Origin of the sequence: Streptomyces sp. NPDC051738, assembly GCF_044453205.1 — a bacterium.
Classification (GTDB): Bacteria; Actinomycetota; Actinomycetes; order Streptomycetales; family Streptomycetaceae; genus Streptomyces.
The window spans coordinates 16,935-37,546 of record NZ_JBITCM010000027.1; the positions used below are offsets into that span (position 1 = coordinate 16,935).

General features: G+C 71.3%; 15 protein-coding genes. 11 read left to right on the forward strand and 4 right to left on the reverse strand.

Translation table 11 applies throughout. The features are described 5' to 3' along the window. The first annotated feature begins 19 nt into the window (after positions 1-19). Positions 20-4,666 carry an SAV_2336 N-terminal domain-related protein gene (locus tag ACIA8X_RS41190; protein WP_399460461.1) on the forward strand — a complete coding sequence of 1,549 codons (4,647 nt, stop codon included), beginning with the start codon at positions 20-22 and terminating at the stop codon, positions 4,664-4,666. 298 nt (positions 4,667-4,964) lie between these two features. Next, positions 4,965-6,047 carry a rod shape-determining protein gene (locus ACIA8X_RS41195; protein WP_393461161.1) on the forward strand — a complete coding sequence of 361 codons (1,083 nt, stop codon included), beginning with the start codon at positions 4,965-4,967 and terminating at the stop codon, positions 6,045-6,047. A 285-nt stretch (positions 6,048-6,332) separates the two neighbouring features. Here the strand turns inward: ACIA8X_RS41195 and ACIA8X_RS41200 are convergent, their stop codons facing one another. Further along, a complete protein-coding gene (locus ACIA8X_RS41200) occupies positions 6,333-7,220 on the reverse strand; it encodes a DUF6424 family protein (RefSeq protein ID WP_393461159.1) in 888 nt (295 codons plus the stop codon). A 142-nt stretch (positions 7,221-7,362) separates the two neighbouring features. On the opposite strand from ACIA8X_RS41200, the gene ACIA8X_RS41205 reads away from it, so the two are divergent. Continuing rightward, positions 7,363-7,659, forward strand: coding sequence for a DUF1876 domain-containing protein (locus tag ACIA8X_RS41205; RefSeq protein ID WP_393461157.1), 297 nt, complete (start codon positions 7,363-7,365; stop codon positions 7,657-7,659). A 33-nt stretch (positions 7,660-7,692) separates the two neighbouring features. Here ACIA8X_RS41205 and ACIA8X_RS41210 read toward each other — a convergent pair whose 3' ends face one another. Then, complete coding sequence (locus ACIA8X_RS41210; RefSeq protein WP_399460462.1) at positions 7,693-8,373, reverse strand: response regulator; 681 nt, start codon at positions 8,371-8,373, stop codon at positions 7,693-7,695. Then, complete coding sequence (locus ACIA8X_RS41215) at positions 8,370-10,052, reverse strand: ATP-binding protein (RefSeq protein ID WP_393461153.1); 1,683 nt, start codon at positions 10,050-10,052, stop codon at positions 8,370-8,372. The genes ACIA8X_RS41210 and ACIA8X_RS41215 overlap by 4 nt, the downstream gene beginning before the upstream one ends. 97 nt (positions 10,053-10,149) lie before the next feature. On the opposite strand from ACIA8X_RS41215, the gene ACIA8X_RS41220 reads away from it, so the two are divergent. The 6 genes from ACIA8X_RS41220 to ACIA8X_RS41245 all read left to right on the forward strand — a co-directional run bounded on the left by ACIA8X_RS41220 (position 10,150) and on the right by ACIA8X_RS41245 (position 16,676). Beyond that, the gene (locus ACIA8X_RS41220; RefSeq protein ID WP_393461151.1) at positions 10,150-11,157 is read left to right on the forward strand and encodes a Bug family tripartite tricarboxylate transporter substrate binding protein; all 1,008 of its coding nucleotides are present in this window, start codon (positions 10,150-10,152) and stop codon (positions 11,155-11,157) included. Continuing rightward, positions 11,154-11,690 (forward strand): tripartite tricarboxylate transporter TctB family protein, encoded by a 537-nt coding sequence (locus tag ACIA8X_RS41225; protein ID WP_393461149.1) that lies wholly within the window; start codon positions 11,154-11,156, stop codon positions 11,688-11,690. The genes ACIA8X_RS41220 and ACIA8X_RS41225 overlap by 4 nt, the downstream gene beginning before the upstream one ends. A 7-nt stretch (positions 11,691-11,697) precedes the next feature. Then, positions 11,698-13,203 (forward strand): tripartite tricarboxylate transporter permease, encoded by a 1,506-nt coding sequence (locus ACIA8X_RS41230; protein ID WP_393461147.1) that lies wholly within the window; start codon positions 11,698-11,700, stop codon positions 13,201-13,203. Positions 13,204-13,218: 15 nt separating this feature from the next. After that, positions 13,219-13,614 (forward strand): universal stress protein, encoded by a 396-nt coding sequence (locus ACIA8X_RS41235; protein WP_393461145.1) that lies wholly within the window; start codon positions 13,219-13,221, stop codon positions 13,612-13,614. A gap of 2 nt (positions 13,615-13,616) precedes the next feature. Further along, positions 13,617-14,762, forward strand: a complete 1,146-nt coding sequence (locus tag ACIA8X_RS41240) for a DUF475 domain-containing protein (protein ID WP_393461143.1) — start codon at positions 13,617-13,619, stop codon at positions 14,760-14,762. Positions 14,763-14,936: 174 nt separating this feature from the next. Further along, positions 14,937-16,676 carry a VanW family protein gene (locus ACIA8X_RS41245; RefSeq protein WP_393461141.1) on the forward strand — a complete coding sequence of 580 codons (1,740 nt, stop codon included), beginning with the start codon at positions 14,937-14,939 and terminating at the stop codon, positions 16,674-16,676. A 9-nt stretch (positions 16,677-16,685) separates the two neighbouring features. On the opposite strand, the gene ACIA8X_RS41250 is transcribed toward ACIA8X_RS41245, so the two are convergent. Beyond that, positions 16,686-17,222, reverse strand: coding sequence for a hypothetical protein (locus ACIA8X_RS41250; RefSeq protein WP_393461139.1), 537 nt, complete (start codon positions 17,220-17,222; stop codon positions 16,686-16,688). A gap of 259 nt (positions 17,223-17,481) precedes the next feature. Here ACIA8X_RS41250 and ACIA8X_RS41255 point away from each other — a divergent pair, with 259 nt between their 5' ends. Then, the gene (locus tag ACIA8X_RS41255; RefSeq protein ID WP_393461137.1) at positions 17,482-18,522 is read left to right on the forward strand and encodes an LCP family protein; all 1,041 of its coding nucleotides are present in this window, start codon (positions 17,482-17,484) and stop codon (positions 18,520-18,522) included. After that, positions 18,519-20,360: an acyltransferase family protein gene (locus ACIA8X_RS41260; RefSeq protein ID WP_393461135.1), complete on the forward strand. Its 1,842-nt coding sequence runs from the start codon at positions 18,519-18,521 to the stop codon at positions 20,358-20,360. The genes ACIA8X_RS41255 and ACIA8X_RS41260 overlap by 4 nt, the downstream gene beginning before the upstream one ends. Positions 20,361-20,612 lie beyond the last annotated feature (252 nt).

The window sequence follows — 20,612 nt, forward strand, 5'->3', positions numbered from 1 at the left end:
CGTTGCGCGGCTGGCCGTCGTGCTGGGCTCCGTCACGGGTGCGGACCCGTCGACGGAGGGCGCCGCCACGCCCCGCGAGCTTGCCGAACTCCTCTGGTTCGCCCGGCAGTTGGGCCCGGAAGAGCAGGCGGGACAGGAGGGGCCGGCGGCCTCCGGTCAGGCCGCACCTGCCGCGCACGCCCGGCGAAGCACCACCCCCACCGCCGTACCGCCCTCACCCGACACCGCCCCGCACCCCACCGATCACCGCCACCAGCCCTCGCCCCCACCCCCCGACACCCGAATCCCCCTCCACCTCCCGGAGCCCCCGCACCCCGACGCGCCAGGCGGCCCCGGTCGCGGCAGGGGCACCCCGCTGCTCGCCCCCGCGCCCCCGATGCTCCCCCACCCCCTCGCCCTGCAACGCGCCCTGCGCCCCCTCAAGCGCAAGGTCCCCGCACCCCACGCCCGCCTCCTCGACGAGCACGCCACCGCCGACCGGATCGCCCGGCTCGGTGCGCACCCGGACGCCTGGTTCCCGGTGCTGCGCCCGGCCCCGGACCGCTGGCTGCGCCTCAACCTCGTGTACGACGCGGGCCCCACGATGCCCGTCTGGCGCCCGCTGGTGCGCGAACTGCACACCGTGCTCGCACAGTCCGGCATCTTCCGCACGGTCACCGTGCACCGGGCCACCCCCGACGGCCGCGCCCGTCAGGTTCCCGCGCTCGCCGACGGCCGCACGGTCACCCTGATCGTCAGCGACTGCATGGGCCCGCAATGGCGCCCAGGACCGGCGGGCGACCGCTGGTACCGCACCCTGCGCCGCTGGGCGTCGCGCATGCCGCTGGCCGTGGTCCAGCCGCTGCCCGAACACCTCTGGCACACCACGGCCCTGCCCGCCGCCCCGGGCCTGCTCACCGCCCCGTCCTCGGCGGCACCGTCGGCCGCGCTCACTTTCACGCCGTACGACGCACACGACCCGCACCTCGCGTACGGCGCACACGACGCCCGCAACCCGCATGACCCCCACAACCCGCACGGCGGTGCCGTCCCCCTCCCCGTCCTGGAACCGACCCCCGCCTGGCTCGCCAACTGGGCCGCCCTGATCGCCGCGCCGGGCGGCGGCCACGCACCCGGTGCCCTGGCCTGGCTGGCCCCCGCGCCGCTCCCGCCCGCCGAACCCGCCCCCGGCGTCTCCTCGTTGCCGGCCGAGGAGCTGGTGCTGCGCTTCCGGGCGACGGCGTCCCCGGAGGCGTTCCGCATCGCCGGTCATCTCGCCCTGGCGAATCCGTCCCTGCCGGTGATGCGGCTGGTCCAGCGCGCCCTGGACCGCAGCCCCCGCCCCCAGCACCTGGCCGAGATCATCCTCAGCGGCATGCTGACGGCGCTTCCCGGTCCGCCGGGGTCGTACGAGTTCCGGCCGGGCGTACGGGAGTTGCTGCTGCGTTCCCTGCCGCGTACGGCGCGGACCCGGACCCGGGAGTTCCTGGCCCGGGTGGGCGGGTTGATCGACGAGCGGGCGGGGCTCGCGGCGGGTGAGTTCCGGGCGGAGGTGCGCCGGGGGGCAGCGGATGGCGACGGGGGTGCGGGGCCGGCGTTCGCGACGGCCGGTACGGGTTCGGCGTTCGCGACGGTCAGTGCGGAGACCGTACGGCGGCTGGGCGGCGAGCCGGCGGAGGAGCTGGTCGGCGGGCGGTATCGGCTGCTGGGGCAGCGGGGGCCGAGCGAGCGGATGTGGGCGGCCGTCGACGTACGGACCGACCAGACCGTGGTCGTCCACCTCTACCCGCCTCAGGAGGCTCCGCACGAGCGGTTCCTGCGGGAGGCGCGGGCGCTGGCGGAGCTGCGGCATCCGAACGTGGTGCGCGTACTGGACCACGGCGTGCACGACGAACGGCCTTATCTGGTCGCCGAGTTCGTGGACGGCGTCACCGTGGCCGAACTGCAGCACGGCAGCGGGCCGGGGGTCTCCTTCAGAGTGTTCGCCCGGCTCGCGACGGATGTCCTGCCCGCGCTGGAGGCCCTGCACGAGCGCGGTCTGGTGCGCGGGCAGGACGGCTGGGACGGTCTGCTGCTGCGGCCGGACGGCTCGGTGGTGATCAGCAGGTTCGCGCTGGGCAAGCAGTCGGAGGGACCCGACGCGTGGTCGGACCTCTTCCGGTTCGGCACGCTGCTGCGCGACCTGGCCGCCCACAGCCCGGTCAGTCCGGGGTTCCAGCGGATGCAGGCGGAACTGGCATCGGACACGGACCCGGTCCGCTTCCTGCGGAGGCTGCGGCGCACGATCCCCCTCGGGTGGGCGCAGGACGGGATCGGCGCGGACCGGCTGCGCATCGCCCTGCTCGGCCCGCTTAACATCAGCCGCCAGAACCGTCTCCTCCCCCTCCCCTCCCCGGACGCCCAGGCCCTGCTGTGCATGCTCGCCCTCCAACAGGGCCGCCGGGTGGGCCGCGCCGAACTGGCCGCGGGCCTGTGGGAGGAGCCTCCGTCGGGACTGGAGGCGCTACGCCGCCTCGACGCGGTGGCGAGGGAGATCAGGCAGTGCCTCGGCCCCGGCACCCTCGCGGAACTCTCCGACGGGTACGCCCTCCACCTGCCGGGCGACTACATCGACGTACACCACTGCGAGGAACTCGTCGCCGGCCGCACCGACGACATGGACCCGCAGCTCCAACGCTCCCTGGTCCAGGACGCCCTGGACCTCTTCCACGGCGACCCCCTGGAGGGCCTCCCCGGTCCCGCCGCGACGGCCACCCGGGACCGGCTGCGCGCCCTGAGGCTGGAGCTTCTGGGTCAGGCCCGGGACTCGGAAGCCATCGAGTCGTACGAGTCCCACGCCGAGCGTCCACAGCGGCAGCACGGCGAGCCGGTCGACGCGGCGTTGCGGAAGCCGCACCAGGAGCTGATCGCCGCCGGGCAGGAACGCGCAACGGTCCTGATCGAGTTCACGGACCCTCGCGGGCACACCTGGCCGGACGGCACATTCCAGATCGAGTTCTCGGACTCGCGTGAACCGCTCCCGCCGCACCGCGCCCTGGGACGCGCCCTCCCCCGGATGCTGGAGCCCGGGCGCGTCTACGACGGAGTGGCCGGGCTCACGGGCGGCTACCTCGTGACCGCCAAGCCCGGCGATTCCGTCCTGCCGCTGCTGGACAGCGTGCCGCGCGAACTGACCGCCGTCCTCGCGGAGTCGGAGCAGCCGCCGCCGAAGATCCGGGTGACGTTCTGGCACGCCGCCCAGCCCGACCTGGCGGACGCGCTGGAGCGCTCCGACGCCGACACGACGGATGTCACGATCGTCCTCTCCCCCGTGCTCCACCAGGAACTCGCGAGCGGCGACACCGACTTCGTCGACCTCGCGCTGTTCCGACCCCTGTACCGGGAGCAGCCGGAAGCGGGCCCGCCCATCGCCTGGTACTGGCCGCTGGAACTCCCCCGCCCCGCCTCGGAACCGGAACCCCTGCCCGGAGCCGAGCAGCGGCGCTACCCGGTGCTCGGCCCGTACATCACGCGCGACCCCGACGCCCTGCGCCCACCCACGGGCGGCGCCGCCATCGTCCACACGATGCCCGACGGCTCGCTGGCCCTGCTCGACCATGCCTGGCCGCACGGCAGGCGCTCCCGCTCCCCCGTCACGTACTACAGGGTCTACCGCCACAGAAGCCTGACCCCGTTCTCGCTGGCCCTCCCCAGCTCCGGTGACGAACTCTTCGACCTGATGTTCGAGATGTCCTGGCGGGTGGAGGATCCCGTGGCTCTCGTCCAGGCCGATATCGACGATGTGGAGAAACGCCTGCTCGACCACCTCCGCGAGGAAGGCGGCCGCATCACCCGGCGCTTCTCGCCCTCCGCCGGGTTTCAGGCACAGCGCGCGCTCAACGGTCTGGGCGGGTGGCCGGTACCAGGGCTCATGGTGCGGTGCAGAGCGCTGTCCGCCTCGCCCGCTCTCCGCCCTCCAACCCCTGTCCGCGGTTCCCTCCTGCGCACGGTCCTGACCGACGCCCGAGCCGTCCTCCTGGGCTTCGACGGCCCACTGGTCCGCCTGTACGGCGGGACCGACGGGGAGTCCCGGGCCACCGGCGAACTCATCCGGCTCCTGACCGAACTGCGTCATCCCGACGACGCCCTGAGCGGCGAACCGCTTCTGACGACGGCCGGGCCGGCGGCGGCACCGGAGGGACGGCCCAATCCGCTCGACCTGCTGCGTGCGCTCGCGGCACACCGGCTGGGCCCTGAGCTGGGTCGGGCACTCGCCCGTATCGAACAGAAGTCGGCCGCCGGGGCACGAGCCACCCCGCACTCCGACGCCCTGGCGGTCATACTCCGCACCACCGGCCGCGACGTGGCCGTTGTCGCGGACAACGCGCCCGACGTCGTGCGGAAGGCGCTCGCGCCACGCGCGCTGCAGCTGCGCGGCGGCGTCCACGGACGCGCCGACGACCTCTCCCTCCTGATGCCTCACCCCGACTGTCTCCAACGGGCCCTGACCGCCCTGCACACCGCGCCCGAGCAGGCCGTTCTGATCGCCTCGTCGGTCGCCGAGCTGACCGCCGCGCGCTCCATCGGCCTGCCGGCCATCGGCTACGCCCACAGCGAGCAGCACGCGACACTGCTGCGCCAGGCGACCGAGTGCGTGACGACGCTGCAGTCACTGGCCCCGATCCTCGACGTCGTCGAACACGGATGACGAACCTCGTCGGCAACCGCACGACGCCAGTCGGCGCCACGCACGTCCGGCCTTTACTCGAAGCCGCCCGCTCCCCGGTGATCCGACACGCCGCCTGACGCTCTTTCAGAACCAGAACCCCCCATTCAGCGGCACCCCGCCCGGCCCCCTCCAAAAGGCGCCCCCTCCCGGCCACGAGCACGATCGATGCCAAGGAGGCCGGTCACCCGCCGACCCCGCACACACGACCCCGACCACCTCAAGCGAGGCCCGCCACCCACCCGGCGGACCCATGGTCTGCGTTATCGGGAGGACCCCCATGACCGCCACGCTGGAGCAGCTGCGCCGCTGCCACTTCGCCGTCGACCTGGGGGCGGCCAGGACCCGCGTCTTCGTTAAGGGCGCCGGACTCGTCGTCGACCAGCCCTCCGCGGCCGCCGTCAACACCCGCACCGGCGCGCTCATCGCGGTCGGCGAGTTCGCGGAGAAGATGACCGGCCGCACCCCTGACTACATCCGCGTCGTACGGCCCGTCTCCGGCGGCACCGTCGTCGACATCGAGATGGCGCAGCGGATGCTGCGGCACCTGCTCGGCGACAAGATGCGCCGTGCCCTGCGCCGCAAGCCGTTCCTGCGCGCCGCGGCCTGCACCCCGCACGACGCCGACCCGCTGGCCCAGCGCGCCACCATAGAAACCCTCGTCGGGCTCGGGGCTCGCCGCGTCGAACTCGTCGACACCCTCATCGCGGCCGCCGTGGGGTGCGGACTACCCGTGGAGCAGCCCGAGGCCAGCATGATCATGGTGTGCGGGGCGGCCGCGACCGAGGTCGCCGTGCTCTCCCTGAGCAGCATCGTCGCCGCCGAACGCGTCCGCGTCGGCGGCGAGGCCGTGGACCACGCGATCGTGCAGCACCTGCGGCACGAGCACGAACTCATGCTGCCCAGCCAGAACGTACGACCGCTGCAGCTCGCGCTCTCCGGCAACGGGATCACGCCGCACGGGCCGGCCTCCACCGAGATCCACGGCCGCGACATCTGCACCGGCCTGGCCCGCAGCGTCCGGGTCGACACCGCCGCCGTACGGGACGCCATCCAGACCCCGCTCACCGCCGTGCTCGACAGCATCGGCAAGGTGCTGCGCGACTGCCCGCCCGATCTGGTCGCCGACCTCGCCGACCGCGGGATCATGATGGTCGGCGGCAGTGCGCTGCTGCCCGGCTTCGACCAGATGCTGCGGCAGGCCACCGGGATGCCCGTGCACATCGCCGAGCGGCCCGACGTGTGCGCCGTGCAGGGCCTCGGCACCATGCTGGAGGGCAGGATCGAGCCGCTGGAGCTGGACACGGCCATGAACACGGCCCGGGACACGACCGGGGACGCGGACACCGACATGGTCGACTGAGCCGTACGCCACCAGTACCGCAGGTCAGTACGGCAGGATCCGCCCCGAGGGCGTGCGCCGGTCGATCTCGCCCCTGGTGTCGCGGGGAGCGGCCGGCCGGCGGGTGACACGAACGCGAACGTGGGTCTGGCGGTTCATGGCGCCCTCCTCGTACCTCTGTCCGTTGCGTCCAGCCTTCTCTCCGCAACCTTTCGGCACATCGTGCCCACGGAGGCACTTGTCATGCCTCCGTGGGAGGAGCGGTTGCGTGCGGGGCTGCTTCCCGGGGAGGAGGGCGCCCCCGAGTCAGCTCGGGGTGCGGCGGCGTGCGCCGTTCGGCGAACCCCGCCGACGGGTGCGCAGGGGCCCGGACGCGGTCTTCGCGCCCCGCGCTATCTGCTGCTCGAACGCCGCCAGCGCGATCGGGCTCTCCGGCGGCACGACGGCCATCATGTGGCGCCGCTGCGCCTCCGCGACGGCGTCCCCGGCCGCGGTGCCGTGCCGGGCGTGGACGATGCGGACGTGTCCGTCGCCGGAGCCGCGCCGGCCGACCGGGGTGACGCCGGCGTTGGTGCCGTCGGGGAGGGTCACCCACAGCTCGAAGTCGTCGAACCGGAAGTAGTCCGCGGACTTGATGGGCCAGGGATAGTGGTGCTCGCCGGCCGCCTTGGGCAGGACGCCCGAGTGATGGGGGGCGCTGAGCGGCACGCACGAGTTGAACAGGGAGTCGGTCCAGGCCTCGACGCCGTCGGCGTCCGTGACGGGTGTGTCCAGGAGGTCGCGGGCCCGCTTGTAGCCGAGGTCGTCCAGGGCCGGCAGCGTGAGCGGAAACGCCTCGATCAGTTCTGCGGCCTCACGCCGCAGCCGGTCGACCTTCGCGGGGTCGGCGCAGAACTGCGCACTCCACTCGATGCCGACCCGGGCCCGGTACATCCGCCAGCCGCTGTCCGCCTTCACCCAGAGGCTGCCGCCGTGGTGCATTTCCCAGGGGCCCGGCCCGTAGGGCAGCTCGGCCTCCTCGGCCTCCAGCTCCGCGAGGATCTTCTTGGCGGTCTTCTTCGCGGCCCTGAAGTGCGAGGACTCCGAGCGCTCCGGGTGCTTGACGACCCGTATCTCCCAGGGGTGGTTTCCCTTGCGGTTCTTCCCGAGATCGAACTCCGTACGAGCTGCCGGCCGTGTCAGGACGTCAGTCATGTCATGCCTCCTTCCGGCTCTCCTTCCATCGTCCGGCGCGGCCCCCGGCCCGTCGACTCGCGTTGCCCCCGGCACGGGAACAGGCGCACGCTCATCAGTAGGGTTCCCGACCCCGTACGGAAGTGATACGGAAGTGATCTCGATGGAAGACAAGAACTGGACCGTCCGGATCCACATCACCGAGGACGGCGACGACACCCGCGCCGAGGCCGTACTGACCACTCAGAACGCGTCTGCGGGCAGCTCGGCCGTCACCGGGCGAGGCGTGGCCCACCGCAATCCGATCGACCGCCCCATCCCCGAGATCGGCGACGAACTCGCCGCCAGCCGCGCCCTGGAGGACCTGGCGATCAGACTGCACGACATCGCGTCCGACGACATCGTGGAGCTGACCGGCCCGGTCGACCAGGGACGCGGCCAGGCGTGGGAGAAGCCCTAGGGCAGGGCCTGGGACAGGACCTGTCGACAGGGCCTAGACGTCCACCCAGCTGTACCGCCGCTCCGGCCGCCCCGCCTGCCCGTACCGGAGTGACACCTCCGCCTGGCCCGTGACGCTGAAGTGCTCCAGATAGCGTCGGGCGCTGACCCGGGACACCCCGAGCCGGCCCGCGCACTCGGCGGCGGACAGGCTGCCGTCGGTCGCGCGCAGCTCGCGCTCGATCAGCTCGGCGGTCTCGACGCTCATGCCCTTGGGGAGGGTGGCCGCCGTGGTGACCGGCGCCGCGCCGCGGGCCAGCGCCCGGTCCACGTCGGACTGCCCGCTGACCACCGCCGCGTACAGGTTGCTGCGCCGGGCCGCGTACTGCTCGAGGCGCGCCCTGAGGTCCCCGGCGTCGAAGGGCTTGAGCAGGTAGTCGACTACGCCCTGGCGTACGGCACCCCGGACCGCGTCCGACTCGCGTGCCGCGCTGATCACCATGACGTCGCAGTCGTGGCCGGCGCTGCGGAGCCGGGGGATGATCTCCAGGCCGAACATGTCGGGCAGGTAGAGGTCGAGCAGTACCAGGTCGGGCTGGAGCTCGGCGACGGCGGTGAGCGCCTGCTCGCCGCAGTTCGCCGTGCCGATCACCCGGAACCCGGCGACGTCGTTGACGAATCCGCGGTGGATCCGCGCCACCATGAAGTCGTCCTCCACGACCAGGACATCGATCATCGGACCCCCTCCGTCGCTCGGTCGGCCGGACGGCCCACCGACATCCGGGCAGTGAACATGGCCCCCGCCCGCGTGTTGGCCACCGACACCTCACCGCCCCGCCGTTTGCACACCAGCCGGGTCAGTGCCAGGCCGATCCCCCGGTCGCCGCCCTGCGCGGCCTTGGTGGTGAACCCGTGAGAGAACACCTCCTGCGCCAGCTCGGGCGCCACCCCCGGCCCCGAGTCCCGTACGACGATCTCCACGCTGGAGGCGTCCTGGCGCAGCTCGACCTCCACCCACGCGTCCGGGTCGCCGTCCCCCGTCCTGGACCCGCTCGCGGCCGCGTCGACCGCATTGTCCACGAGGTTGCCCAGGACGGTCGCCACATCGGCGGAGTCCGTCGGCTCCAGCCGGTCCAGCGCCGTGCGCTCGGAGATCTTCAGCCGCACCTTGCGTTCGGCGGCGAGCGCCGACTTGGCCATGAGCAGCGCGGCGACGGCCCGGTCGCGGACCCGGCTGGTGAGGTGCAGGTCGAGCGACTCGCGGTGTTTGCGCAGGGCGCGGACGTACCGTACGACCTCGTCGTGCTCGCCGATCTGGATGAGCCCGGAGATGGTGTGCAGCTGGTTGGAGAACTCGTGGGCCTGGGCGCGCAGCAGCTCGGTGGTGCTGCGGAAGGAGCCCAACTCCCGTTCCAATTGGGCGAGTTCGGTGCGGTCGCGCAGGGTCGTCACCGACCCGAGGCGGCGGCCGTCCTTGGTGACGTCCATCCGGTTCATGACCAGGACACGGCCGCGGCGTACGACGACCTCGTCCCGTCGCGCGAGTTCCTCGCCGGGTTCGCTCTCGGGCGCGGTCCCGGCCAGGACGTCGTACAGCCGCCCCTCGATCCCCAGATCGGCGAGGCTCATCCCGACGCAGTTCTCGGGCAGGTCCAGCAGTCCCCGGCCGACCGCGTTCACCAGCGTCAGCCGCTGGTGCGGGTCGAGGGCCACGACGCCCTCGGCGATCCCGAAGAGCATCGCCTCCCGGTGTTCCGCGAGCCCGGCGATCTCGCGCGGCTCCATGCCGAAGGTCTGCCGTTTGATCCGCCGGGCCAGCAGCCAGGAACCGGCCACCCCGAGGACGCTGGCGACGCCGAGGTAGACCAGCAGATAGGACGAGGCGCCCACCAGCCGCTGCCACACCGACGGCGAGGCCCGCCCGATCATCACCGTGCCGAGATGGTCCCCGGCGTCCTCGCCCTCCGCCCCGAGCACCGGCGCCTGCGCCACCAGCTCGGTGACGCCGTTCACCGGCAGTTCCCCGGACCAGCCGCGGCCGTCCACGACCTGCGGGCCGCCGGACGGCATCCGGCTGCCGACGAGGGTGGGGTTGGTCGAGGCGACGATCTCGCCGTCGGGGCCGGCGACCGCGGCGGAGGTGACGCCCGACCTGGTCAGCGTGGACTGGAGCAGTGGCGCGAGCATCTCGGCGGGGGCGGGCCGGACCAGCTGGGTGCGCACCAGGGGGTTGCCGGCCATCTCCTCGGCGAGCGCGGTCACCCGGCGTCCCTCGACCCGGTCGAACGTCGACTTCGACTGGGCGAGCGAGACCGCGGCCACGGCGGCGAGCACGATCACGACAATGGCGAGCTGCCAAACCAGCAGCTCACCTGCGAGCGTCTGACGCCTCTGTTGTCGTGCCGTTATGACCACTATGAACTCAACCTTCAATGGTCACAGAACCGAGACGGGGTGTCTCAGGAATCGCACAATCATGGCGCCGGATCGAGCCGAGCGAAAGAGATGAGCCATGAGAAGTCGACGAGCCGCACTTGTCGGAGCTCTTGCCGCCGTGTCCATGGTCGCGATCAGCGCCTGTGGCGCCACCGCCGACAAGGACTCCGGGAGCGGGGGCGGGGACGGGAAGCCCGTGACCGGCCTGCGCCTCATGGTCCCCAACACCCCGGGCAGCGGGTACGACCTCACCGCCCGCACCGTCACCCAGGTCATGCAGGACACCAAGGTCGCCTCCGGTGTCCAGGTGTTCAACCTGCCCGGCGCCAGCGGCACGGTCGGTCTGCAGCGGCTGGTGAACGAGAAGGGCAACGGCAAGATGGCCATGCAGATGGGCCTCGGTGTCGTCGGAGCCTCGTACACCTCCAAGTCCAAGGCGACGCTGACCGACACCACGCCGATCGCCAAGCTGATCGAGGAGGCCGGCGCGATCGTCGTGCCGAAGAGCTCCCCGTACAAGACGATGGACGACCTCGTCACCGCGTGGAAGAAGGACCCCAAGAAGTTCGCCGTGGGCGGCGGCTCGACGGCGGGCGGCCCCGACCACCTCCTGCCGATGCAGCTGGCGAAGGCCGTCGGCATCAAGCCGAAGGACGTCAACTACGTCTCCTACGACGGTGGCGGTGAGCTGCTTCCGGCCATCCTCGGCGGCAAGATCGCGTTCGGGGCGAGCGGCTTCGGCGAGTTCCTCGACCAGGTCGAGGCGGGCCAGGTGCGGGTCCTCGCGGTCAGCAGCGAGAAGCCGGTCGACGCGCTCAAGGACGCCCCCACCCTCAAGGACTCCGGCATCGACCTGGTCTTCACCAACTGGCGCGGCATCGTGGCCCCTCCGGGCATCACCGACGAGCAGAAGCAGACCTGGATCGACGCGATGACCACGATGCACGACTCCGACGAGTGGAAGGCGCAGCTGGAGAAGAACGGCTGGGTCGACGCCTTCGCCACCGGCGACGAGTTCGCCACCTACCTGACCGAGCAGGACAAGGCGGTCGCCGACCTGCTGGCCGAGCTCGGGCTGGCATGAGCTCCCAGGTAGAGGACCGGACCGTGGAGGACTCCCGTCCGCCCCGGGAGGGCGGGGACCGCGCGCAGTACGGCGTGTGCGTGTTCCTCGCCCTGCTGGGCACCGCCGTGATCGTGGACGCCCTCGGCATCCCGCACATCACCAGCGGCACCGACCCGGTCGGCCCGCGCGCGGTGCCGCTGATCCTGGGCGGCCTGCTCGTCCTGCTCGCGGTGCTGTACGCCGTCGACGTGGCCCGGGGCGGCCACGGTGAGCCGGAGGCCGGCGAGGACGTCGACCTGTCGGCCGGCAGCGACTGGCGCACCGTGGTGCTGCTGATCGCGGTGTTCCTGGCGAACGCGCTGCTCATCGAGCGGCTCGGCTGGGTGATCAGCGGCGGCCTGCTCTTCTGGGGCACGGCGTTCGCCCTGGGCAACCGCCACTACATCCGCAATCTGCTCATCGCCGCGACGCTCTCCCTCACGACGTTCTACGCGTTCGCGATCGGACTCGGCGTGAACCTCCCCGCCGGCGTCCTGCAAGGAATCCTGTGAGGCCCTGATGGACAACCTGAACAACCTCATGCAGGGCTTCGCGGATGTCATGGACCCGCTCAACCTGCTGCTCGCCCTGGTCGGCGTGGTCATCGGCACCGCGGTGGGCGTCCTGCCGGGCATCGGCCCGGCGATGACGGTGGCCCTGCTCCTGCCCGTCACCTACGGCATGGAGCCGGTGCAGGCGTTCATCATGTTCGCCGGCATCTTCTACGGCGGCATGTACGGCGGCTCGACGACCTCGATCCTCCTCAACACCCCCGGCGAGTCCTCGTCCGTGGTCACCGCCATCGAGGGCAACAAGATGGCGAAGGCGGGCCGCGCGGCCCAGGCCCTGGCCACGGCGGCGATCGGCTCCTTCGTGGCGGGCACCATCGGCACCCTGCTGCTGGTCCTGATCACCCCGTTCGTCGTCGACTTCGCGGTCAGCCTGGGCGCCCCGGACTACTTCGCGCTGATGCTGCTGTCGTTCATAGCGGTGACGTCGGTGCTGGGCTCGTCCCGCATCCGTGGCTTCATATCCCTGCTCCTGGGCCTGACGATCGGCCTGGTCGGCATCGACACGGTGTCCGGCCAGCAGCGACTGACCCTGGGCATACCGCAGTTGGCCGACGGCATCGACGTCGTCGTGGTCGCGGTCGGCATCTTCGCGGTCGGCGAGGCGCTGTGGGTGGCCGCGCATCTGCGCCGCAAACCGGCCGAGGTGATCCCGGTCGGGCGCCCGTGGATGGGCAAGAAGGACTGGAAGCGCTCCTGGAAGCCCTGGCTGCGCGGGACGGCGTACGGCTTCCCCTTCGGCGCACTGCCGGCCGGCGGCGCGGAGATCCCGACCTTCCTGTCGTACGCCACCGAGAAGCGGCTGACCAAGCACCCCGAGGAGTTCGGCAAGGGCGCGATCGAGGGCGTGGCGGGACCGGAGGCCGCGAACAACGCGTCGGCGGCGGGCACCCTCGTCCCGATGCTGGCGATCGGCCTGCCGACCAACGCCACGGCGGCGGTGATGCTGGCGGCCTTCCAGTCGTACGGCATCCAGCCCGGACCGCTGCTCTTCGAGCGCGAGGCGAGCCTGGTCTGGGTCCTGATCGCGAGCCTCTTCATCGGCAACCTGCTGCTCCTGCTCCTGAACCTCCCGCTGGCCCCGGTATGGGCGAAGCTGCTCCAGATCCCGCGCCCCTACCTCTACGCGGGCATCCTCTTCTTCGCCACGATGGGCGCCTACGCCGTCAACGCCCAGCCCCTGGACCTGTTCATCCTGCTCACCCTGGGCCTCCTCGGCTTCGCCATGCGCCGCTTCGGGCTCCCGGTCCTGCCGCTGATCGTCGGCGTGATCCTGGGCCCGCGCGCGGAGCTCCAGGGCCGGCGCTCCCTCCAGCTGTCCGGCGGCGAACTGTCGGGGCTGCTGGGCGGGCCGGTGTCGTACACGGTCTACGCGGTGATCGCGCTGGTCCTGGTGTGGCCGCTGGTAGGCCGGTTCGTCGTACGTCCACTGCGCGCGCGAAGCGGCGCCCGATAGTTCCCGGAGACCGAGATGACCATTCTGGTCGGCTACGTCCCCTCCCCCGAGGGTGAGGCGGCGCTGCGCGCGGCGATCGACGAGGCCCGGCGGCGCGACGAGAAGCTGCTGGTGGTGAACACCTCCCGGGGCGACGCGATCGTGGACCCGCGCTTCGCCCAGGAACCCGACCTGTCCCATGTGCGCGAGGACCTCGCGGCCCTCGGCGTCGACTTCGACATCCGCCAGGTCCTCGGCGCCCGCGACGCGGCCGAGGAGATCATCGACCTCGCGGAGCAGACGGACGCGTCGCTGGTCGTGATCGGGCTGCGTCGCCGCAGCGCGGTCGGCAAGCTGATCATGGGCTCGGCGGCCCAGCAGATCCTGCTGGGCGTGGGCTGCCCGGTCCTCGCGGTGAAGGCGGAGGGCTGACCGTGGTGCTGCGAACCTTCGGCTGGTCGCTCGGCGTCACGGCGCTGGGCCTCGCCTTCGCCGCGTGGCAGTGGGGCTGGGAGGCCTTCGGGATCGTCCTGATCCTGTCGGTCCTGGAGATCTCGCTGTCCTTCGACAACGCGGTCGTCAACGCCGGGATCCTGAAGAAGATGAACGCCTTCTGGCAGCGGCTCTTCCTCACCGTCGGCATCCTGATCGCGGTGTTCGGCATGCGGCTGGTCTTCCCGGTGGTGATCGTCGCGATCAGCGCCAAGGTCGGCCCGGTGGAGGCGGTCCAGCTCGCCCTGGACGACCCCGACCGCTACCAGGACCTGGTCACCGACGCCCACCCGGCGATCGCGGCCTTCGGCGGCATGTTCCTGCTGATGATCTTCCTGGACTTCATCCTGGAGGACCGCGAGATCAAGTGGCTGGCCTGGCTGGAGCGCCCGCTCGCGAGACTCGGCAAGATCGACATGCTGGCGGTCTGCCTCGCGCTGGCCGCCCTGCTCGCCACGGCGATGACCTTCGCCACCCACGCCCACGTCAGCACGGGCCACGCGGACAAGACCGCCACGGTCCTGCTCTCCGGCGTCGCCGGCCTGATCACGTATCTCGTGGTCGGCGGCCTCTCCGGCTACTTCGAGGGCCGGCTCGAAGAGCAGGAGGAACACGAGCACGAGGAGGAGGAGAAGGCCAGGGCCGAGGGCAGGCCGGTCTCGGCGGTCGCCCTGGCCGGCAAGGCCGCGTTCTTCCTCTTCCTCTACCTGGAGGTCCTGGACGCGTCCTTCTCCTTCGACGGTGTGATCGGCGCCTTCGCCATCACCAACCACATCTTCTGGATGGCGCTGGGCCTCGGCATAGGCGCCATGTACGTCCGGTCGATCACGGTCTACCTGGTCCGCCAGGGCACCCTCGACGACTACGTCTATCTGGAGCACGGCGCCCACTACGCCATCGGTGCCCTCGCCGCGATCCTGCTGATCACCATCCAGCACCAGATCAGCGAGATCATCACCGGCCTGATCGGCGTCGTCCTGATCGCCGCGTCCTTCCTGGCCTCCGTCCGCCGCAACAAGGCACTGGCGGCGTCCGGGGCGGCCGAGGCGACGCCGGACGAGAAGGCTCAGGTGCGATCCGCGATGTGACGTTCGTCGTTTGGGGCGGCTGTGACCCGGGCACCGAGAGTCGTGACCTGAAACATACGTGGTCTGCGACATATGCGTTTTCGTCCGAATATGGCTAGCTGGATGTGCTTGCCTCGCGCACAGTGTCGCGTCGTCCGACGCGTCGTCCCTGTCGATCGTCCGCCCGGGAGACCCATGCGCCTGCGCGTACCCCCCACATTTCGAAACGCCTCAACACCCCGCATTGCCTCTGTACCACCCCTCGCCCTCGCCGGCGGCGCCCTGGCCGTCGGCTTCGGCGGCCTGTACGTCGCCGGGCTGCTGCTCGCGGGCGGGGACATAGACGCCGGTACGACCGTGCGCGGCGTCGACATCGGCGGCCTCAGCCGCGCGGAAGCCGTCCGGAAGCTGGAGGACCGGCTGGACCCGGCCGCCTCTCGCGAGCTGACCGTGACGGTCGGCGACCGCAAGGGCACGGTCGATCCGCGCCAGGCCGGCATCACCTACGACTACGACAAGACGGTCGACCGCGCGTCCCGCGCCGACACCGCCGACCCGTTCACCGTGATCGGCGGCCTCTTCCGCTCCGGCGATGCCGTGGAGCCGGTCGCGAGCGTCGACGAGAACAAGGCCCACCGCGCCCTCGGCAATCTGGCGAAGTCGCTCGACCAGAAGGTCCGCGACGGCGCCGTCACCTTCACGGACGGCCAGGTCCGCCAGGTCACCCCGCGCGACGGCCACGCCCTCGACACGGACGCCGCCGTCGCCCCCCTGCGCACCGCCTTCCTGAGCGGCAAGGCCGACTCCGTCACCGCCCTGCCCGCCCGCGAGACCAAGCCGAAGGTCACGGCGACGGAGATGCGACGGGCGGTGCGCGAGTTCGCGCAGCCGGCCATGTCGGCGCCGGTCATGCTCACCGCGGCCGGCGAGCGGTTCACGATCGGCCCCGCGGTCCTCGGCGAGTACCTGACGATGCGGCCGGACAAGACCGGCAAGCTCACCCCGCAACTGGACGCCAAGGGCCTGCGCGCCGCCCCCGCGGTCACCGAGCCCCTGGCCGACCTGTCCGCGAAGCCGCAGAACGCCACGCTGAGCCTCGACGGCGGCCAGGTCGTCGCGGCCGACGACGCCAGGGCCGGCGTCCTGGTCACCGACAAGGCGCTGGGCAAGGCCGTACTGCCGCTGCTCACCAAGTCGGGATCCGCCCGCACCGGCGAGATCGCCGCGCGGGTGACACAGCCTCAGGTGACCGCCGAGAACGCCGAGCGGCTGGGCCTGACCGAGGAGATGTCCTCCTTCACCGTCAACTTCGAGCCGGCGCCGTACCGCACGAAGAACATCGGCCGGGCCGCGGAGCTGATCAACGGCTCCGTCGTCATGCCGGGCAACACCTGGAGCTTCAACAAGACGGTCGGCGAGCGCACCGAGGCCAACGGCTTCACCGAGGGCGTCATGATCCTCAACAACGAGTTCACCAAGGCCCCCGGCGGCGGTGTCTCCGCCGTGGCGACGACCATGTTCAACGCGATGTTCTTCGCCGGGGTCAAGCCCGTGGAGTACGGCGCCCACTCCTTCTACATCGAGCGCTACCCGGAGGGCCGCGAGGCCACGGTCGCCTGGGGCAGCCTGGACCTGAAGTTCAACAACGACTCGGGCAACGCGATCTACATCCAGGCCGAGTCCACCGACACCTCGGTGACCATCACCTTCCTCGGCACCAAGAAGTACGACCAGATCGAGTCGGTCACGGGTCCGCGCACCAAGGTGAAGCAGCCGGAGAAGAAGGTCAGCACCGACAAGAAGTGCGTGGCGCAGACTCCGCTGGAGGGCTTCGACGTCACCGTGGAGCGGGTCTTCCTGGCCGACGGCAAAGAGGTGAGGCGGGAGCCGTTCCGCACCCACTACACGCCGCGGGACGAGATCGTCTGCGAGTGACGCCGCTGATCAGTCCTGGTCGGCCCCGGACAGAGCCTCGGTGATCAGGCGGGTGGCGAAGTCGTGGTCGCCGGAGATCACGTTGATGCGCTCCGCGAGCAGGACGGCTGTGGCTTCCAGGGGATTCATCTCGGCGTCGGTCCATTCCCCGTACTGCGCACGCCACAAATTGGGGCTCAGGCCGGTGCCCGCGGCGATGAGCAGTCCGGCCATGGTGGGGATGACCTCGGGACGGAAGGTCTTGGGCATCATCCGCATCGTGGCCACGAGGGTGGGGACCATGTACTCGATGACGTCCTTGTCGTGCTCCTCGCACACCGCCCGCAGCCACTGCATGAACATGTAGATGAGCGTGCACGCGCCGTCCAGCAGCGCATCGAACTCCGCCGGGCCCAAGGACGCGGCGAACTGGTCGACCATCCGCTGCTGTTCGGGATCGGTCTCCGTCTTGCTGTCGTAAATGGCCTTGAGCCGAGAGTCGACCATCATGAGCACCGCGCCCACATCGCCGACGGGAGCGCACTCGGGGTCACAGGGCGACGACACAGAACTCCTCCTCGGACGACCGCGGCGGGTAACGCCGCACCTCCGTACGGTAACGCGCCGATCGGACGGGGTCCGGCGAATCCCGATGGAGGGCCCGAACCCACGGAACCCGCCGATCCCACCGATACAAAGCCGACACACAACCGCGCGGCTTTCGCGTAACGGCTGAGAACCAACGGAGACGGGCCGTACACCTGCGCGATCAACCATCGGCAGCACCACCGCGAAGCACCTCGCGGGCTGTCCGACGGAGTAGCGCATGACCGACCCACGCCTCGCGGTCCGCGAGCCACGCCGGCACCGCGGGACGCGCCGGCTCATGCTGATGGCGACCGTCTTTCTGACGTTCCTGGGAGCCGGCGGGGCACTCGCCTACCAGGATCTCAACGACAACATCGCGTCCCAGGACGTCGACGGGCAGCTGAACGCCGACGCGCGCCCGGAGCGGAAGGCACCGGGAGCGTTGAACGTGCTGCTGCTCGGGTCGGATTCGCGGTCGGGAGCCAACCATGTGTACGGCCGCGACGAGGGCAGCGCCCGCTCCGACACGGCCATGGTCGTCCACATGGCCGACGGCCGCAGGGACGCCTCGGTGATCAGCATCCCCCGGGACACCCTGGTGGACCGGCCCGCCTGTCCCACCAAGTCCTCGGTCGCGCCGGCCGCGCGGGCGGTCATGTTCAACTCCGCCTACGAAACCGGCGGCATGACCTGCGCGGTCGCCACGGTCGAGCGGCTGTCCGGGCTGCGGATGGACCACGTCGTGGAGATCGACTTCACCGGTTTCAAGAAGCTGGTCGACACGCTCGGCGGCGTACGCGTGAACGTCCCCCAGGACATCCGCGACCCCTACAGCCACGCCCACCTCGCCAAGGGCACACAGCGCCTCAACGGCGAACAGGCCCTCGGCCTCGTACGGACTCGGCACGGCATCGGCGACGGCAGCGACCTCGGCCGTATCAGGCTCCAGCAGACCTTCATGAAAGCCCTGATCACCCAGATACGCTCCGCCGACCTGCTGACGGATCCCGTGCGGCTGTACCGGCTGCTCGACGGCCTCACCAGCGCCCTCACCACGGACAAGGCCCTCGGCTCACTGTCGGCACTGACCTCCTTCGCCCGCTCCCTCGACGGCCTGGACGCAGGCCGGGTCGACTTCCGCACCCTGCCGGTCGCTCCCGCCCCGCAGGACCCCGACCGGGTCGTCCCCCGGCAACCGCAGGCGAACGCCGTGTGGCGGGCACTGCGCGCGGACCGGCCGTTGCCGGCCCGGAGTGAAGAGGGCGGTGGGCAGTCGTGAACGAGCCCGAGACGATCGTGATCAACACCAGGTCCCCCATGGGGGACGGCAGGAACCCCGCGAGGGACGGCAGGACCCTCGTGATGAGGCGCCCCGCCGCCCATGAGCTCGCCCCCGCCCGCCCTGCCTATCTGCACGGGCTCGACGGAGTCCGGGCGATGGCCGTCGTGCTCGTCGTCGTGTACCACGTCCACCCCTCCTGGCTGCCCGGCGGCTTCCTCGGCGTCGATGTGTTCTTCGTCCTCAGCGGCTACCTGATCACCGACCTGCTGTGCGCCGAGCGGCACCGCACCGGTCGTATCGCCCTCGCCCAGTTCTGGGTACGGCGGGCCCGACGACTGCTCCCCGCGCTGGTCACCCTCCTGGTCACCGTGACCGCAGTGGCGGCGCTGTGGCGTCCGGAACGGATCGACGCCTCCGGGCGGGACGTGATGTCGGCGCTCACCTTCACCAACAACTGGTGGCAGATCAGCACCGACGCCTCCTACTTCGCCTCCTTCGGCCCCCCTCCCCTCTTCCAGCACCTGTGGACCCTCGGGGTGGAGGAGCAGTTCTATCTCGCCTGGCCCCTGGTGATCCTGACCCTGCTGTGGATGACGGGTGGCCGGGCCCGCAGCCGGTTCCGGGTGACCGTCGTCCTGGCGGGGGCGATCGCGTCGCTCACCGCGATGGCACTGCTGCACCGGCCCGGCGAGGACGCCTCGCGGGTGTACTTCGGCACCGACACCCACGCCTTCGGCCTCCTCCTCGGAGCCGCGCTCGCGCTCGCCGTTCCTTCGGCCCGTGCCTGGAAGCACCGCTGGGCACGATGGCTGTGCGGCGCGGCCGGTGTTCTGGGATGGGCCGCCCTCGGACTGCTGGCCGGAGGGGTCCACTCCGACTCCGCGTACCTGTACCCGTGGGGCTTCGCCGCCGCCGCGTGCGCCGCCGGGGCCGTGGTCCTGGCCGCCACTCGGGCCGACTCGGCCTTCGCCACGCTGCTGGGCGCCTCGTGGCTGCGCTGGATCGGCCAGCGCTCCTACGGCATCTACCTCTGGCACCTTCCGCTGATAGCCCTGGACCTGCCGGACGGCCACACCGCCGCCCAGGCACCGCGGACGGCCCTGGCCGCGGGACTGCTCTCCCTGCCTGTGGCGGCCGCCTCCTACCGCTGGGTGGAAGAACCGTTGCGCCGTCGGCGCCCGCGCCACGAAAACGGGTCGGTACGGTTCCCGCTCGCGGTGGCGGTTCTGGCGGTGCCGGCCGTACTCGTCGCCACCTGGGGTATTACCTCGGGCCATGGCGGCAACAACGCCGCCGACCAGATCGCCGCCGGGGAACGCGCCCTCCACGGCGCCGAAAAGACATCGCCGGACACGTCCGCGCACCCCCACACCAAACGGATCACGGCCCTGGGTGACTCCGTCATGCTCGCCTCGGCCCCGGCGCTCAAGGAGCGCTTCCCCGGCATCGTCATCGACGCCAAGGTCAGCCGCCAGCTGGCCATCGCCCCTGACGAGGTGCGCTCCCTCAGCGACGCCGGCCGCCTGAACAAGGTCGTACTCATCGGCCTCGGCACGAACGGAGTCGGCGGTCGCGAGGCCCTCGAACAGGTCGTCCAGGCAGCGGGCCACCGCACCGTCGTCCTCGTCACCGTGCACGGTCCCGTCACCTGGAAGGACCGAGTGAACAGCGCCATCCGGCAGACCGCCAAGGCGCACTCGAACGTGGTCGTAGCGGACTGGGACCGCGCCATCCAGGGCAAGGACGACCTCCTGGCAGACGACGGCATCCACCCCGGCCCCACGGCCGCGAAGCTCTACGCGAAGACGGTGGCCCAGGCACTGAATCGGAAGTGAACGACCGGTCGGTGCTTGGATGCGGGTGCGCTGCGCCGGGGGATGTGAGGACCGGGCCGAGCGTGCCGTCGGATCGACGGGCCTCACGGGGATGTCCGAGGAGTCCTGCCAGACACGGTTGTTTACTCCCTTGAACTGGGTTGATTAACAAGGGTTCGCGCCGCGAGAGTCGGTTGCGCCTGGTCCGCCGCACCCCCCGCGGCGGACCAGGGCACGAGCGGCGGGCGTGTCCCGTCGGCCGCCTTCTCTCTC